At 45.3% G+C, this 17,588-nt stretch carries 13 protein-coding genes and 1 pseudogene; 4 read left to right on the forward strand and 10 right to left on the reverse strand.

What is annotated here, in order from left to right; translation table 11 throughout:
* Window positions 1-5 precede the first annotated feature (5 nt).
* The 4 genes from WCV65_RS10775 to WCV65_RS10790 all read left to right on the forward strand — a co-directional run bounded on the left by WCV65_RS10775 (window position 6) and on the right by WCV65_RS10790 (window position 4,420).
* On the forward strand, window positions 6-1,091 hold the full coding sequence (locus WCV65_RS10775; RefSeq protein ID WP_338782254.1) for a GerAB/ArcD/ProY family transporter: 1,086 nt from the start codon (window positions 6-8) through the stop codon (window positions 1,089-1,091).
* Window positions 1,088-2,158: a Ger(x)C family spore germination protein gene (locus tag WCV65_RS10780; protein WP_338776358.1), complete on the forward strand. Its 1,071-nt coding sequence runs from the start codon at window positions 1,088-1,090 to the stop codon at window positions 2,156-2,158. The genes WCV65_RS10775 and WCV65_RS10780 overlap by 4 nt, the downstream gene beginning before the upstream one ends.
* A gap of 364 nt (window positions 2,159-2,522) precedes the next feature.
* Window positions 2,523-3,866, forward strand: coding sequence for an amino acid permease (locus WCV65_RS10785; RefSeq protein WP_338782256.1), 1,344 nt, complete (start codon window positions 2,523-2,525; stop codon window positions 3,864-3,866).
* A gap of 116 nt (window positions 3,867-3,982) precedes the next feature.
* A complete protein-coding gene (locus WCV65_RS10790; RefSeq protein ID WP_338776360.1) occupies window positions 3,983-4,420 on the forward strand; it encodes a hypothetical protein in 438 nt (145 codons plus the stop codon).
* Between the two features lie 6 nt (window positions 4,421-4,426).
* On the opposite strand, the gene hutG is transcribed toward WCV65_RS10790, so the two are convergent.
* The 10 genes and pseudogenes from hutG to WCV65_RS10840 form a co-directional block, all read right to left on the reverse strand.
* Window positions 4,427-5,368 carry a formimidoylglutamase gene (hutG, locus tag WCV65_RS10795; protein ID WP_338776362.1) on the reverse strand — a complete coding sequence of 314 codons (942 nt, stop codon included), beginning with the start codon at window positions 5,366-5,368 and terminating at the stop codon, window positions 4,427-4,429.
* The gene (gene hutI, locus WCV65_RS10800) at window positions 5,322-6,617 is read right to left on the reverse strand and encodes an imidazolonepropionase (protein WP_338776364.1); all 1,296 of its coding nucleotides are present in this window, start codon (window positions 6,615-6,617) and stop codon (window positions 5,322-5,324) included. The genes hutG and hutI overlap by 47 nt, the downstream gene beginning before the upstream one ends.
* Window positions 6,618-6,622: 5 nt before the next feature.
* Window positions 6,623-8,290, reverse strand: a complete 1,668-nt coding sequence (gene hutU, locus WCV65_RS10805; RefSeq protein WP_338776366.1) for a urocanate hydratase — start codon at window positions 8,288-8,290, stop codon at window positions 6,623-6,625.
* Window positions 8,272-9,810, reverse strand: coding sequence for a histidine ammonia-lyase (gene hutH, locus WCV65_RS10810; protein WP_338776367.1), 1,539 nt, complete (start codon window positions 9,808-9,810; stop codon window positions 8,272-8,274). Before hutH ends, hutU begins: the two co-directional genes overlap by 19 nt.
* Before the next feature lie 92 nt (window positions 9,811-9,902).
* The gene (gene hutP, locus WCV65_RS10815) at window positions 9,903-10,340 is read right to left on the reverse strand and encodes a hut operon transcriptional regulator HutP (RefSeq protein WP_338776369.1); all 438 of its coding nucleotides are present in this window, start codon (window positions 10,338-10,340) and stop codon (window positions 9,903-9,905) included.
* 178 nt (window positions 10,341-10,518) lie between these two features.
* The gene (locus WCV65_RS10820; protein ID WP_338776370.1) at window positions 10,519-11,754 is read right to left on the reverse strand and encodes a DUF1343 domain-containing protein; all 1,236 of its coding nucleotides are present in this window, start codon (window positions 11,752-11,754) and stop codon (window positions 10,519-10,521) included.
* Window positions 11,755-11,776: 22 nt separating this feature from the next.
* On the reverse strand, window positions 11,777-13,729 hold the full coding sequence (locus tag WCV65_RS10825) for a glycoside hydrolase family 3 protein (protein WP_338776371.1): 1,953 nt from the start codon (window positions 13,727-13,729) through the stop codon (window positions 11,777-11,779).
* Window positions 13,730-13,805: 76 nt separating this feature from the next.
* Window positions 13,806-15,073: pseudogene (gene pbp4b / locus WCV65_RS10830) on the reverse strand (penicillin binding protein PBP4B).
* Between the two features lie 118 nt (window positions 15,074-15,191).
* Window positions 15,192-16,208, reverse strand: coding sequence for a MupG family TIM beta-alpha barrel fold protein (locus WCV65_RS10835; protein ID WP_338776374.1), 1,017 nt, complete (start codon window positions 16,206-16,208; stop codon window positions 15,192-15,194).
* A complete protein-coding gene (locus tag WCV65_RS10840) occupies window positions 16,205-17,572 on the reverse strand; it encodes a PTS transporter subunit EIIC (RefSeq protein ID WP_338776376.1) in 1,368 nt (455 codons plus the stop codon). The genes WCV65_RS10835 and WCV65_RS10840 overlap by 4 nt, the downstream gene beginning before the upstream one ends.
* Between the last annotated feature and the right edge of the window lie 16 nt (window positions 17,573-17,588).

Genomic DNA, 17,588 nt, shown 5'->3' on the forward strand with positions numbered 1-17,588 from the left:
GCAAGATGCTGCCGCCAGAGAGCAAAAAAGTCTCCCCCTTTTTTGTTTTTTACATCATTCACTCACAGCAAATTGGTGTAGCTGTCTTAGGATTTGAACGTTATATAGCAAAATCTGCAGGTTATGATGCCTGGATTTCTGTCATTATATCAGGATTATCCATTGCTGCTGTTGTCTGGTTCTGCTATAGAATTCTAATTAAAAATGGAAATGATATTATTTCTGTCCACCACCAGATTTTCGGCAAACGTATAGGAAATGTCTTGAATACGGCATTTGCCGCCTATGTTTTGCTATTGGTCCTCTTAAATCTGAGAACATACGTTGAGGTCATTCAGGTATGGATGTTTCCTGAGACATACCATTGGGTCTTCATTTCATTGATCCTGCTGCTCGCTTATTCCTTTGTTTCAGGAGGATTCCGGGTGGTCACAGGGATTTGTTTCTTAAGTGTCATTTATGGGATTCCGCTTCTTTTTGTAAAGTATTTCCCGTTAAAAGAAGCTCATATAGGAAATTTACTCCCTATATTCTCGCATTCTTTTTCTGACATTATGGAGGCAACGAAAACGATGACCTTGAATTATCTGGGGTATGAAACACTGCTGATCTTTTTTCCATTTATCAAGGATGGAAAGAGATCGGAGAAGTGGGCATATTTCGGGGTACTCGCTTCCATCGGTATTTATTTGCTGACTATTTTGACCTCCTTCGTGTACTTTGATCAGGATCAGCTCCGCACCACGATTTGGGCGACCCTAACGTTATGGAAAATTGTTGATTTGATTATTATCGAACGGTTTGAATACATCGGAATCGCAGCATGGCTCTTTATCGTTCTGCCTAATATTGCGCTCGGGCTATGGGCAGCCAGCCGGGCCATCAACCGGTTTACTCCCCTTACTCAAAGAGTATCTTTAAAAGGAGCCGCGGCGGCAGTCTTGATTTGCGCGATTTTAATCACAGAACGGGCGCAAATTGACCAGCTGAATTTCATGGCCAATACGATTGGTTTCTATCTGGCTTATATGTATATTCCTCTTATTTACATCTGTCAGCTGGCCGTTCATAAATGGAGGGATTCAAAATGAGGAGAGGTTTTATCCTTTTTCTATCTTTTATCCTTATGGCTGGATGTACTCCAGAGCAGCAAATACTTGAAGAGCTCCAGCTTATACAGACGATCGGCTATGATTATGTCAGCGATGATGAAATTATGGGAACTGGAGGATCCACCTCGATACCCCCAGGCCAGCAATCCCTTCCGACCGATGAAGTCTTTTCCGCTATTGGATATACAAGCAAACAGATCAGGCAAAAGCTTCAGAATGAATCCACAAAGCCAATTGTTATCGGTCGGGTCGGGGTTGTTCTGTTTAATCAGAAACTCGCGGAAAAAGGCATATCGGACCTTTTGGATAACCTTCAGCGTGATCCGGAAATTGGGAGGGACATTTATTTAGCCCTTGCAAAGGATAGTTCTCAAAAAATGATCAGTACAAAATACAGCAGCAGTGTGCCTACTTCCAATTATATTTTTGATTTAATTCAGCAGAGCATGGAACAGGATATGCCCAGGATAAATCTGCATGGGTTCTTATACCGTTACTACGGCAAAGGTCTTGATGCCTATATGCCAATCCTTCAAAAATCGGATGCCCGCTTGAAAATTATCGGAGTCGGGGTTTTTAAAAATGACAGGCTTGTACAGCAGATAAATACGGAGGATGCTTATTATTTAAAAATGGCGGCAGATAAGATTCGAAAAGGCATCCTTGAAGTCAGCTATAAGAATAAAAAGCTGTCCATTGAAAACCTGTTGTCAAAACCTAAGATAACCGTAAAAAAGAGGAATGGATCCTACGAGGCAGAGCTTACCTTAAAAGTAAAGGGAAGAATTTCCGAGGGCGGCGGGTTTAGGATGACAAACAAGACCATCATCAGCGGAATAGAAAAAACAACGCGGAAGCAAATTGAACAGCAAATGGAAAAACTGATCCAATCCTTTCAGGAGAGTCAAGTCGATCCGATCGGATTCAAACGGAAAGCCATGCAAAGCCGGACATTTTCAAATAAAAAATGGGGAGATCAGTATGCAAAAATGCCAATCCGCGTAAACGTACAGGTCACCATTATTCATGCGGGAATCATGGAATAGCTCATATTTTTAAGTACTAAATCCTATGCGTTTCTTATAGCGGCAGTAAACACAGACAACCTGGACAGGTATAATTTCCGATATGCAGCAGATGAATACCTTCGGATGCTTGCTAATTGAATATTAGCTTCAGCTAGAATTTGAGACCATCGCTATGTAAGCCGGTCTCTTTTTTGTTCTTATAAGCGAAGAGATTTGTTTATTATTTTGCAGCTTCGTTTCAGCCATTGTTTCATAACCCTAGTTATGCTAGAATTTGACACGCATCACTTTATAGGATAAAGATGCAATAATTTATTTTTTTTGAATATTTTTGTGATTTTTTTCACAAAATAATCCATTAGAGACGGAATTAGGAGTGGTTATTTTGCAGCAGCAGCTAAAGAAGGAAATTGGTTTTCTAGCCGCTTTAACAACAGTAATCGGTACTGTAATTGGAGCTGGTGTATTTTTTAAGCCGACCGCAGTATATAGTTCAACCGGCTCGGCAAGCTTAGGATTACTCGCCTGGTTTATCGGTGGCGTTCTAACAATTTGTGCAGGGCTGACAGCAGCGGAGCTATCTGCAGCCATTCCTGAAACAGGCGGAATGATGGCCTATTTAAAGCGTACATATGGAAATTTAACAGCCTTTCTGCTTGGATGGGCTCAAACTGTCATTTATTTTCCCGCTAATATTGCAGCATTGGCTATCATATTTGGAACACAAACAGTCAGTTTGTTTGGTTTAGCTGCAAATGATCATAAAATGCTGATCGTCGGGATCGCAGCCGCAACCGCCATCTTTTTAACGCTGCTCAACTTTCTTGGAGCGAAGGCTGCCGGCGGGATTCAAACCGTGGCCACCATCTGCAAATTGATTCCATTAGCCCTTATCATTATTTTTGGTCTGCTTCATGAAGGGAGCGTATCCTTTCAATTGTTTCCTGTTGAACCAGGACCGGAGCAATCTTCTTTTCTAACCGCGCTTGGGGCAGGTTTGCTTGCTACCATGTTCGCCTATGATGGTTGGATACTTGTTGGAAATATCGCAGGGGAAATGAGGAATCCGAAAAAGGATTTACCGAAAGCGATTATTTTAGGTTTATCCGCGGTTATGGCCATTTATTTGCTTATCAATGTTGCCTTCTTAATGGTGATGTCTGCAGCATCTCTTGCAGGAACGGATACGCCTGCTTCAGATGCTGCAGAGCTCATCTTCGGTTCGATGGGCGGAAAACTTGTCAGTATCGGTATTCTTATTTCCGTATTTGGTTCCATTAACGGCTATGTCATGACAGGAATGCGTGTACCATATGCGATGGCTATGGAAAACAAACTGCCATTCAGCAAGTGGTTTGCAAAACTATCTTCTAAAAGCCGAATCCCATATAACTCAGGACTTTTCATCCTTCTGATTGCGATCATCATGATGTTTATTGGCGGATTCAACACGCTGACAGACATGCTCATTTTTGTCATTTGGATTTTTTACACGATGACATTTGCGGCAGTCATCATCCTGCGAAAGCGGGAGCCGAAACTTGTCCGGCCATATAAGGTCCCGCTTTATCCTGTTTTACCGGTGATTTCCATACTTGGAGGGCTATTCATCGTCATTAATACCCTTTTAACTCAGACCGTGCTCGCACTATGCGGACTGGCAATCACTGCTCTGGGTCTCCCCATTTATTATGGAATGCGGAGCAAACATATAAACGAAAGTTGATAAGGCAAAGGCTCAGATCAGCGGCAGTAAGCTGGCTTCTGAGCCTTTTGAGTATTTTCATCCTATCGTGTTACGTTAAGGGAGGAACATCAAATCAAATAGAAGGAGGATTTGAAATGGCAGACTCACATAACCCTTATGAGGGCCTCAAAAGCCTTGAAAAGCTTGTAGGAGCCTGGAATATCTCCGGTTCCAGCATCAGTGGTCATGTTGTCTATTCATGGATGGAGGGCGGCTATTTTCTTGTTCAGCATTTTGACTTGGTCCATAACGGCCGGGTTATAAAAGGGATGGAAGTAATCGGCTATACGAAAGAATTTGGTGAAGAGACACCGGGTAAACACATAAAATCCAGAATGTTTGACAACTATGGAAATTCGTTTGAATACACATATGAAGTTAATCAGGAAACGCTCATCATATGGGGCGATGAAAAGGGCTCTCCTGCATACTATAAAGGAAAATGGAGCGATAACGGGAACTCAAACTCTGGGCAATGGGTTTATCCGGGCGGCGGCTATGAATCCGTCATGTCGCGCATGAAAGAAGCCTAACCGCTTCTACCTATAGGCAAACCTCAGCAAGGCATGCACCGCAAGTCTGCTCGTTATATCCCTGAAATCTTTGGATGGATCGATTTCAACAATATCCATTGCCCGTACTTTCTCATGCTTTGCGGCTGCAGAAACCGCTGAAAGAAGCTCCCTGCTCGTTAATCCCCCCGGGCCAATGGCCGGACAGCCGGGAGCAAACGCCTGATCCACTGCATCCATATCAAGAGAAAGGTAGATAACGTCCACTTTTTCCGCTAGCCTGTCTGCCTCTTTTTCTACGATAGGGAGAATCCCGGTCCGATCGATATCCCCCATCGTATAGACAGAGACATTGTTATCCTTTATATACTCGTTATAAACCGCTGCATTGGAAAAATCCCGGATGCCGATTTGAACCAAATTCTCCCCCTCAATGACTCCTTCTTCTATCAGACTTCTGAATGGCGTACCATTTGTCCTCCCTCCATCCTCAAGGTTCCGCACATCATGGTGGGCATCAAATTGGATGATGCCTATTGTACCGAAGAATTCCTTAAAAGCCCGGATGGCCGGATAGCTTACCCCATGATCGCCGCCCAGCAAAATGTACCGGGAGCATGACTTCTTGTTGATCATTTCCTTAACGCTTACATACATTCTTTTTAAGCTTTCCGGCAGATTGGTAGGGTGAGTCAAAACATCTCCAAAATCCAGTATTTTGTGATTGCGATAATCCCTGTTTCGTTCCCCTGAGAAAGTAGAGTATAGACTCATGCAGGACCGGATTGCTTGAGGAGCGTCGGATGCTTGTGACAACGAAATGGAAGACTTGGAAAACGGCATTCCGATCAGACCTGTATCCCCTGTCATCCCCTCCTTATAAGGAAGTATAGTTTCATTTACTTTCGTAACAAACCGATCTTTAAAGATTGCGGCCTTCCCTGGCTGAAGAAAGCTGAATGGATCCACGGCGCACCTTCTCCCATCTTTTCTTTCCTTCGGTATATACACTTTCTGCATGATTTACGCCAAAATGGTAAGGAATATAGTGATAATTCGGGACATCCCAAATGACGAAATCAGCTCGTTTTCCTGCTTTTATTATTCCTGCATTTCCACCAAGGCCAATAGCATAAGCGGCGTTAACGGTCACCGCATTCCAAATTTCCTCTGCTGTCATTTTTAGCTTAAGGGCAGCAAGCGACATGATCATTTGAAGATTTTCCGTTACGCAGCTTCCAGGATTAAAATCAGTCGCGAGGGCGACAGCTGTCCCTTCATCTATCATTTTTCGGGCTCGGGCGTAATGATCCTTTCCTAAATAAAAGGTGGTTCCGGGAAGCAGCACGGCTACCGTATCACTATCAGCCAAGCAAGCGATGCCTTCATCTGAGGCGGCAACAAGGTGATCGGCACTGGCTGAACGTAAGGATACCGCAAGCTCCGTCCCGCCTAACGGGTCGATTTCGTCGGCATGAATTTTCAAACCAAATCCTTTTTCCTTCGCTTTCATTAAAAATTGTCTCGACTGGTCAATTGTGAACACTCCCGTTTCACAAAAGATATCTGCAAATTTGGCGAGCTTTTCTTCTTTTATGACATCCAGAAGCTGAATCATCTTCTCAAGAAACATGTCCTCCCTTCCTTTATATTCAGCAGGAACGGCGTGAGGCCCCAGAAACGTAGATACTAGGCGAATCGGGTAGCTGTTGTGAAGCTGTTTTATCACCCTCAGCTGCTTCAACTCGGTTTCATCATCCAAGCCGTAGCCGCTTTTTGCTTCAATGGCTGTAACGCCAAATGAAATCATTCGTTCCAAATGAAAAGCGGCTTTATCAAATAGTACTTTTGCGGATGCGTTTTTTGTTGCATGGACTGTTGAGAGGATTCCTCCCCCCTTCGCAAGGATTTCCAAGTAGGAAACGCCGGCTTGCTTCATCGCGAGCTCATTTTCCCTGCTCCCTCCAAATACGAGATGAGTATGCGGATCCACAAGACCGGGTGAGACGACTTTTCCCTTTGCATTCCTTTTTTCATGAGCAAGCAATCTTTCGGCTTCTTCAGTAGAGCCAATCCAGGATACAAGACCATCTTTTACGGCAATAGCTGCGCTGTTTAAGACACGAAGCCTGTTCATGTCCTCTCCTTTCAATGGCTTTCCGTTACTTTCAGGCAGAAGCAATTGTCCAATGTTAAATAGAATCAGGTCATGTGTCATCGTGGTCACCCCTTTGCATGATGGATCATCGGAATATCCAGCCCTTTTTCCTTTGCAGCTTCAATAGCTTTGTCATACCCTGCATCAGCATGGCGGACAATGCCCATCCCCGGATCTGTAGTAAGAACCCGCCGAAGTCTCTCTTCCGCAAGCCCGGTGCCATCTGCCACAGCAACCATGCCCGCATGCAGAGAATAGCCCATTCCAACACCGCCTCCGTGATGAACCGAAATCCATGAACCGCCTGCCGCAACATTGATCAGAGCATTTAAAATCGCCCAGTCTCCCACTGCGTCACTCCCATCCTTCATCGCTTCTGTCTCGCGATTTGGGGAAGCAACGGATCCGCAATCCAAATGATCACGGCCTATCACGATGGGTGCTTTTAATTCCCCGCTCCGGACAAGATCATTGATGGCAAGCCCCATTTTCATTCGCTCTCCATAGCCTAGCCAGCAAATTCGCGAAGGAATCCCCTGAAATGCCACCTTTTCCTGTGCCATATCAATCCAGCGGAGAAGCGGCTCATTTTCCGGGAACAGCTCTTGAATCAGAGCATCCGTCCGGTAAATATCTTCCGGATCCCCTGAAAGGGCAGCCCAGCGGAAAGGGCCTTTTCCTTCACAAAATAAGGGGCGGATATAGGCAGGAACGAACCCTGGAAAATCAAAGGCATTGCTTACTCCTTCATCCTTGGCCACTTGCCTGATATTGTTCCCGTAATCGAAAACGATGGCACCTCTTCGCTGGAATTCAAGCATCGCCTCAACCTGTTTAGCCATCGATTTCGAAGCTTTTTTCTCATATTCCTTCGGATGGGTTTTTCTTAATTCAGCTGCTGCTTGAAGCGAGTAATTTTCAGGAATGTAGCCATTGATCGGATCATGTGCAGAGGTTTGGTCCGTGACTATATCAAAATGGATGTTTCGGTTTAATAGCTCGTGGTGAAGGCTTGCTGCATTTCCCACAACTCCAATGGATAAAGCCTCTCCTTTCTTTTTAGCTTCCATGGCCCATTCTACTGCCTCATCCAGACTGGATGTCATTTTATCGCAATAGGCTGTATGAATCCTCTTTTTAATGCGTTCCGGATCCGCCTCAACCGCCAAGCAGGCACCGCCGTTCATCGTTACAGCAAGAGGCTGTGCTCCGCCCATTCCGCCAAGTCCAGCTGTTAAGGTGAGCGTTCCTTTAAGTGAACCCCCAAAATGCTGGCGGGCGACTTCGGCGAAGGTTTCATACGTTCCCTGCAGAATTCCTTGCGTTCCAATATAGATCCAGCTTCCTGCGGTCATTTGACCGTACATCATCAGTCCTTTTCGGTCGAGCTCGTGGAAGTGGTCCCAATTTGCCCATTTTGGAACGATGACGGAGTTTGACAGCAGTACTCTTGGTGCTGCAGCATGTGTTTTAAAAACGGCTACAGGTTTACCCGATTGGACGAGCATCGTTTCATCATTTTCCAATCTTCTGAGCGTGTGAACGATCGCATCAAATGATTCCCAGTTGCGAGCCGCTTTCCCGATTCCGCCGTAAACGACGAGATCCTCCGGTTTTTCAGCGACATCCGGATCGAGGTTGTTATAAAGCATCCTTAAGGCTGCTTCCTGCTCCCATCCCTTGCATTCGAGTTTAAGCCCTTTTTTTGCACGGATTACGCGTTTTGTTTCCATCTCTCAAACTCCCTTCCTTCGTTTAAAGCTGTCCATCCGGCTTTATTTTTTTTTAGCCATTCTGTCATGTTTTCTATATCTTCCGAAAATACCCGGTCTTGAGTGATGGATGGGACAATCTCCCTTGCTTCATCATAAAAGACTCTTGTAGCAGTCGCCATTCGTTCAATCCCCCGGTATTGAACGGCTTGAAGCGCACAAATGCACTCGATGGCAAGCACTCTCCGTACATTCTGGATGATGCTGAAGCAGTGGCGCGCAGCAATGGTTCCCATGCTGACATGGTCCTCCTGATTCGCGGATGACGGGATGGAGTCCACACTTGCCGGATGGGCCAGTGTTTTGTTTTCTGAGACGAGCGAGGCAGCACAATACTGCATAATCATCGCACCAGATTGAAGTCCGGGCTGAGCACTTAAAAAGGGGGGCAAATCATTGAGCTGAGGATTCACGAGCCGTTCGATTCTCCGCTCTGAAATACTCGCAAACTCCGCCATCGCGATTTTCATAAAATCCATAGCCAGGGCAATGGGCTGTCCGTGAAAATTACCTCCTGATATCACCGTTTGGCCGCCGTCAAAAATCAATGGATTATCGGTTGCTGCGTTGGTTTCAATTTCAAGCTTTTCTTTCACATAATCCAGAGCCTGCCAGGAAGCTCCGTGCACCTGGGGGATACATCTTAATGAATAAGCGTCCTGCATCCTTTTTTCTCCCTGCCTTGTCACTAATTTGCTTCCAGCTAACGTGTTTCTCATCCGTTCCGCGACGGCTGATTGCTGCGGAAATCCTCTCGCTTCATGGATGGCAGGGTGAAAGGCATCCATAATGCCTTCCAGACCCTCCATTGTAAGCGATGCGATCATTTCGCTTTGCAGGGCAAGCTGTTCTGCCTCGAGATAGCTGATCACCCCCATTGCGGTCATCGCCTGGGTTCCGTTAATTAATGCGAGACCTTCTTTCGCTTCCAATATAAGCGGTGAAAGGCCTGTATGATGAAAGGCTTCAGAAGCTTTACACACGTTTCCAGAATAAAAAACCTTGCCTTCTCCGATTAGGACAAGGGCTAGATGGGAGAGCGGTGCAAGATCGCCTGAAGCACCTAAAGATCCCTGCTGCGGAATGACCGGATGAATGTGCTGATTGAGCAGTTCAGCGAGCAGCTCTGCCAAAATGGGACGGATTCCTGAAAAACCCTTTAACAGTGCATTTAATCGCAGGAGGACCATCGCTCTTGAAACCTGCTCCGGAAACGGATCTCCCACCCCGCATGCATGCGAGCGAATCAAGTTCAGCTGCAGCTCATTGACATCATCCTCACCAATCACAACATCACTGAATTTGCCGAATCCCGTATTGATTCCATAAACCGTCTTTTTATCTGAGACAATTTTCAAAACTGCTTCTCTGCTTTGTTCTACTTTACGCATGCTTTCCGGCTTGAGAACGATTCGTTCCCCTTCGAGGCAGATTTTCCTGATGTCATCAAGAGTTAACGTTTCACCCGTTAAAACCACCATCTTCATCCCTCCTAAATAAAAAAGAGACGACAATGGCATGCAAAACACCATCATCGCCTCCTCATGACTTATGAACTATAGGCAATGTTTCTTCATATATGATTAATTCCTAGACCAGCTGTTTCATGTTCGAGCCCTTTTATAGGGGCGCCGATCGTTCCATAAAATGCGACCGCAATCCATTCTCCTTCTGATTCTTCTGCATATGGCCTGCCCCTTACAATGGCAAACCTCAATCCTACCGTCCGGCTCATCTCGCCAATGGAAGGCTGACCCCGGGTAACCCCTTCAATCCCTTCTAAAACAGCATGATAAAGCGCATGAGTTTCCCGGTAGCAGTTATCAAGAATGAGTTCGTTCCGTTTTGCGGCGGTTTCAACTGCCGCGATGACTTTTTGCATATTCATCGATCCCACTTTGCCCTGGCAATACCTTATTTTATGAAAAGATGGTTTTAGAAAAGCCAATTCCTCATCGGTCAGGGATGCCAGAAGCAAAGCGTATTTCCCAATTTGAGCTTCCAGAGTCATAGTCAACCTCATTTTGTCTGAATTTTCTCTATTCACTACTATCTTCTTTCATTCTATGTCTAGGCGTTTCTGTCTGTCAATCGAGTATGAAAAATTTTCTGTGCGAGTTAGAGATTCTCGCCACATAATGGTGAAGCAGACAAATGAAAAAAAAGACCCCGTTAAGGAGTCCTCCAGTTTAATACAGTAAATATTTCTCCCGAATATCCAAGAATTTTGTTCTTTCCTCTTCATAATTCTTCTCGATCTCTTCAACAGAAGCTCCCTTTAACAGCATATCCTTCACCCAGCTGTTTCCAAGCAAAAGATTAAAATTATCGGCTGCTAAAAACTGAAAATCATTCGGATACATGTCTTTTACGGTTTTCACAATGGATAAGCCCGTTTTGACTGCTTTAAACTTCTTCCGGTCGGTCACGTAGAGCTGTACCCCGTGTGAAAGCTTGCCGGTGTGCTTTGAAAACGTTGGAGTGAAAGATGCTGCTCTAAACGATACGCCCGGCAGCTTCAAGCTGTTCAGTTTTCCAGCCAGTTTATCGCTATTTATAAAAGGTGCACCAATCAGTTCAAATGGTTTCGTAGTACCCCTGCCTTCTGAAAGATTGGTTCCTTCAATCATGCCTGTTGCCGGGTAAACGATGGCGGTTTCAAGTGTCGGCATGTTCGGTGACGGCATGACAAATGGAAGATGGGTATCATCAAAGTCCATACTTCTCTTCCAGCCCTTCATTTTCACTACTTTCAGGTCAGCACCGATTTGAAATTCACTGTTAAAGAGCTTGGCCAGTTCTCCAACTGTCATCCCGTGCTTTAAAGGAATCGGGTATTTGCCTACAAATGAAGAGAAAGCCGGTTCAAGAACAGGTCCATCCGTTTGGATTCCGCCAAGCGGGTTCGGCCGGTCCAAAACGATAATCGGAATGTTGTTTTCTTTCGCCGCTTCCATCGCATAAGCCATCGTGTAAATGTATGTGTAGTAGCGGGAGCCGACATCCTGAATGTCAAAGACTAGCACATCCACGTTTTTGAGCATCTCAGGTGTTGGCTTTTTCGTTTGTCCATAAAGGCTGTATACCGGCACTCCTGTCTTTTCATCGATGTAATACTCAACATACTGGCCAGCCTGCGCATCTCCCCGCACCCCATGCTCAGGACCAAAAAGAGCGGTCAGCTTAATGTCTTTATCCTGTGCAAGCAGATCGACAACGCTTGTAAGATTCCGGTCTACTCCGGTAGGATTTGTGATCAGGCCTACACGCTTCCCTTTAATCAGGCTTTTTTGTTCCTTCAGCAGCAGCTCAGCGCCAGTAAGTACCTTCTTCTCTTTTTTATGTCCGAAAAGGGAAGCATCCACCGATGTAGCCATCCCGATTGCCAGTATTCCGGCAATCAGGGCGAATAGTATTTTTTTCATAAGCGAGTCCTCTCCCGTTTGCTTATTTTAGTGGTTTTCCATTGAATTTTAAACCGTATCCGTATGGATAAAGAATGTCATTTGGATGGGTAACGGAAGGAATGCCGACCGGCAGTTTTCCTTTAGGCTCAGATAATCCGAAGATCGTTTCAATTCCTGCTGGAATGTTCGGCTGACGGAACCGGCCGTTTGTATATCCTTTAAAACCGTAAACAGCCAAGACCGCTTTCGCTTCTTCAAAATTAGCGGCATCATAAGGATTGCGCAGGCTCATCAGGACAAATTTTTTGCTGTTTTTCTGAGAGTAGTTCATAACCGCTCTTGGAAAAACAGTTGCCCATTTGGTTGAATCTGTCACCGTATCATCAATAACCCCATCATTAACGGCCGGATCATTTTTCACGACATAAGAACCGGTAATGACATAATCCGCTTCATCAATTTTCTCAGCGGTTTCTTGATCAAATACTTTTCCGGAAAAAATCAGACTTTCCACTTGTACTTTGTTTATTCTCTGTTTGGAGTACAGCTCGTTAATGGACCTTCTCATAGCTTCCGCCTGATCTTCGAATGGTGCGAGGATCAGAACTTTTTCATTCTTTTTCGGTTTAAACGGCAGGGTTTTGTCCTCATTTTTCAGAAGCGTCACCGCGTCTAATGCCATTTTCTTTTCTAAATGGTAATGCTTCATGCTGCCGACCATTTTTTTGGCATTGGCAATCCTGGCTTCCAGTGCATCTTCCTGGTTCGAACCTTCAGGCTGATAGATGCCGCGCTTCATTTTCAAATCGAGAATCCGTTCAACGGAATCATCGATCTCACTCATTGGAATATCTCCGGATTTTACTGCATCTATGACCCCGTTATATACTTCTGTCAAATTCTTTTCTGTTGCAATTGACGTAACCGGTGCTGGCATCAGAGCAATGTCCACGCCGGATTTAATGGCGAGGATTACCGCTTCTTTTTGGCCAAAGTTATCAGCGATGGCTTTCATGTTCAGTGCGTCAGTAACAACGACTCCCTTAAAGCCCATTTCATCTCTTAGCAAATCTGTCAGCACTTTGCGTGAGAGTGTCGCAGGAACCATAATCTGCTGGCCGTCCTTTTTGCTTTTGTATGTGGTATCGTCAATCGCAGGGAATTGAACATGTGCAGTCATAATCATATCGACGTTGGCATCAATCGCTTTTTGAAAAGGATACAATTCTACTTTTTTTAATCGTTCTTTATCATGTGTGACCATCGGAAGACCGTAATGGGAATCAACTGCTGTATCCCCGTGTCCCGGGAAATGCTTTGCCGTCGTAGCCATGTTCTGATCCTGCAGGCCTTTGATTGTCTGAAGGCCGAGGGAAGCAACCAGCTCCGGGCTGCTGCCAAAGGAGCGGACCCCGATTACTGGATTGCCGGGATTATTATTTACATCCAGAGATGGAGCAAAATTGACGTTGATGCCCAGGGAATGAAGCTCTTTCCCGACAATCGCTCCTGTGTTATAGGCATTTTTCAAGCTTCTCCCTGCACCGAGTGCCATGTTTCCTGGCAGATTCGTTCCCGATTGCAGTCTTGTCACAATGCCGCCTTCCTGATCAATCGTGACAAAAAGCGGGATGTTCTTGCTCGCTTTTTGAAGACCATCTGCAAGTCTTACAGTCTGCTCAGTATCCACTACATTTTCGGCAAATAAAATGACGCCGCCAAGATGGTACTTCTCAATGATGCTTCCGACTTCATCATTCATTTCGGTTAAGCCGGTCATTTTGCTTTCCCCTTGCTTCTGCCAGTTGCGGAAATCAGGCATCAGCATTTGGCCGACCTTTTCTTCAAGCGACATTCCATCCACTATTTCTTCCGCAGCTGAAGGAGTGCTGACATTGTCTGCTTTTACTTTTGCATCAGGCTTCAATCCTGAAAATGCAGTCAACATGAGAGCGGAGATCAAACCATACGTTAAAAGATGGGTTTTCTTCATAAAGTCCTCCTTGTTAGGTTTAGTATTTACATAGAACGTTTTAAGTAAGCGCTTTCTAAAAGAGTTAGGAATCCTGTTACTTTTTCAGCATCGCTTCATAGACAGCTGTTACAACACTTCCATATTTTCCAGTCTGAAACTGGTATCCTTGGAAAGTGTTCGAATCTTTAGCAGGGTCCACGAGCGGTGAATGCTTTTTATTTGTTAAGAGAACTATTCCCAGGTTGTACTTTGGATCCAGGATGGTCACGGTACCTGTCCAGCCTGTATGGCCAAAAGCTTTGTCACTCGCATAGGTTCCGAACATCCACTCCATGCTTTCATTGCCATTCAATCTCCACCCTAGTCCGTATGTGGGATTCATTGAAGATGGCTGGACAAATTCTTTGGCTGTTTTTTTGCTGAATAGCTGCTGATTGCCGTAGCTTCCGCCATTGAGCATGGTTTGAAGCAGAACTGCCATATCCCGGGTATTGGAAAACAGCCCGGCATGCCCTGACATCCCACCCATTGAGTAAAATGCTTTTTCATCATGCACTTCACCCTGAAGGGTATATTTACGAATATTCGGAAAATCAATTACACCATCGCGCGTATTCCCCATAAGCTCTGTTGCAGCAGCATCCTTCGGTTTGAATCCCTTTAAAAGAGGATTGAAAACGGTGTTTTTCAGTCCAAGAGGTTTGTATAAGTGTTTTTCCACATATTCATCAAGCTGTTTTCCGGTTACTTTCTCAATAATGGTCCAAGCAGCATATAGTCAACATCACTATAGATGTTTTTTGTTCCGGGCTGATAGGTCAGCGGTGTTCTCGAAATCATTTTTATGGTCAGATCCCGGTCCTGCGAGAATAGGTTTTTGGATACGTTCGGGTTGTGGTATTGCGGGTCAGGCGGAAATCCGGCTGTGTGATGCAGGACATCAATGATCCTTAAAGTATTCTTCCCTTTGATCACATCGGTTTCCTGATCACGGAATTCCGGTATATACGTTTGAATTTTGTCCTCCAGATTAATCTTCCCTTCCGATACAAGCCGCTGCAGGGCGAAATTTGCCGCATACATTTTCGTATTGGAAGCAAGGTCAAACAAGGTATCCCGTTTCATCTTTTCCGGTCGCTCTAAAAGTGCAAGACCGGTATATTTCTTTTTATAGCCATAGGCTTCGTTTTTCACGATTTTGCCGTCTTTAATAACAATGAGAGCGGCCCCTGGGAAACCCTGGCTGATTTCATCCTGAATCAGCTTGTCCACCTTCTTTAGTCCAAATGAGGAAAAACCGGCTTCTTCCGGTCTCTTTACCTGTTCAAGTGTAGAGGCTTTTTGATGCGCCTGCGCCTGTATCGTGTGTGGAGGTGTGTTCAGCGCCTGTGCAGGAACAGCGGCCGGTGCAATCATTGCAATCGTCAGCAAGGAACCTATTGTTTTTCGTTTCAATTTCCCCATCCCCTTGTCACTTATTCTATGAGTCTTTTATTAGCAGCAGAGTCTGTCCGGGCTGAATCAGCTCAAGCAGCGGCTGCTCTGAAGCTGAAATTCTGCCGATAATATTGACCCGTTCATCCCCTGGCAAGTCGTGTTTAACAATCTGAACTTCTCCGCGGTATCTGCCGTATAAATCGTTATCCATCGTAATGGCCCCTTTGCTTCTTGGTCCGGCTGGCAGCGGAGGTATAGATCGGTTTGTTCTTGTGTGCAGCAAACGAATGACATCCCTTGAAAGATCCGGTCTTACCTCATACTTCTCATTCAAATTGAGAGTTGATGAGATTCTAAGTTTTATTGTGTTTTCCTTTGAGTAAAGCAAGAGATCCTCCAGAAGCTCTCCCCCAAAATCGGCATCTCCGATATAAATATGATCTGTGTCCATTTGATCCAGCTCAATTGCTGCATGCAGAGGATTTGCCGCACGGTGTTTTTCCAATGTCGGCAAGCCTTCAAATAATGGTCCCCGCTTTTCTCCTCTGCCAGGTATGAAGGCAGCGGTTGGAATCCCGTATTGTTTAAAAAGGAGGTTTTGCTTTTTATAAAAAGAATCATCCAGCCCAGTCTCTCTCCGAGGATAAAAATTGTGCCATGCTAAAAGGGACTCTGGCAGGCCCCCGCAGGAAAGCAGATCCATAAGCTCCCTTTCAAAAAGAATACTGGCATTGATGGCAATCGAAAACTCATGGCTGATCTCCGCCATTTCTTCTAATCCAAATCCATCATCAAGCCGAAGTCCGTTTACCCCAAGATCTTTCAGATCATATATCGAGGCTGCACCAAGCTTGGCAGGAGTTCCTGCAGATACATCTGCAAAAACCTGAACACCTGCTTCCTTGGCTGTTTGAAGAAGCTGTTTCGCTTTTCCTGCGAGATCTCCCTTATCCTCCGGGATGTGCAGGGAGGTAAAGGCCTGCTTTACCCCCAGTCTCCCCGCTTCCCTGATTCGTTCTTCTGCACATTCATCATGCAGATAGAAGGATATCCCAATCATGCGAATTCACTTGCCATTTCATCCTTAAACCCAAAGAAATAAGTGATAAGGAATCCCGCAGCATAAGAAATCAGCAGCCCAATCAAGTAAAGCACGATTTCGTTAAGCGGAATCAGAAAGGCGAGGGGCAGCCCGGAAACGCCAATGCTTGTTGTCGCTACATTAAAGTACGCCTGAAATGCTCCACCTACTCCAGCTCCTAGACATGCGGTAAGGAATGGCCTGCCTAGTGGAAGGGTTACACCGAAAATTAAGGGTTCGCCGATTCCAAGCATCCCTGCAGGAAGACCTCCGCCAATCGCCCGTTTCAAACGTTTTTTCTTTGTTTTAGCAAAAATAGCAAATGCAGCACCTACTTGGCCAGCTCCACCCATTGCCAGAATCGGAAGCAGCGGATCATCGCCAATTGAACTGATCAATTCCAAATGAACGGGAGTCAATCCTTGATGAAGACCGGTAACGACGAGCGGCAGGAATGTGGCGCCTAGAACGAATCCTGCTCCAGGACCTCCTACATCTAACACAGTGAGCAATCCTTTTGTGATGCCTTCAGAAATCCAGCCTCCTACAGGCATGAACACAATGTACGTAACCAATCCGGTTACGAGCAGTGCAATGGTCGGGGTAATGATAATATCGAGTGACTTCGGAACAAATTTGCGGACTCTTTGCTCTACAATCGCTATAAAGATAGCGGCAAATAAGACCCCAACGAGACCTCCGCGGCCAGGCAGCAAATTCTCACCAAAGAGGGAAATGCCTGCTATTGCCGGGTTGATGATCAGAATACCTGCAAGTGCTCCGAGTGCCGGGGATCCGCCAAACTCCTTCGCTGCATTGTGACCGACAAGAATCCCAAGGTAAGCAAATAAACCGCTTCCAATTGCAGTTAATATAAGTGCCGTTTGCGATTTTTCATCCAGCCAGCCAGCCTGAATAATGGCTTTGGAAATACCAGTTATGAGTCCGGAAGCAACAAGTGCTGGAATCAGCGGAATGAAGATATTGGAAATTTTTCTGAGAAACTGTTTGAATGGAGTTGCGTTCTTTTTATTAATCTCAGCTTTGTTCGATGCAGCTGCTTTCTTTAAATCCAGCTCCTCACGTTCACCTGTCAGTCTTCCAAATTGCTGTGAAACTTGATTTACGGTGCCGGGACCGACAATAATTTGAAAGGTATCCTCTTCTACAAGGCCGAAAACGCCATCTATCCTTTTTATCCCTTCTCTGTCTACCAGAGAATCATTCTGAACCTTTACTCTGAGTCGTGTCATGCAGTGAGCATAGGAGATAACGTTATCCTTACCTCCCAATTTTTCCAGTATTTCTGCTGCCAGTAAACTGGATTTATCCATTTTACCCATCAAAAACCCTCCCCCA

Origin of the sequence: Metabacillus sp. FJAT-52054 (assembly GCF_037201815.1) — a bacterium.
GTDB lineage: Bacteria > Bacillota > Bacilli > Bacillales > Bacillaceae > Metabacillus_B > Metabacillus_B sediminis.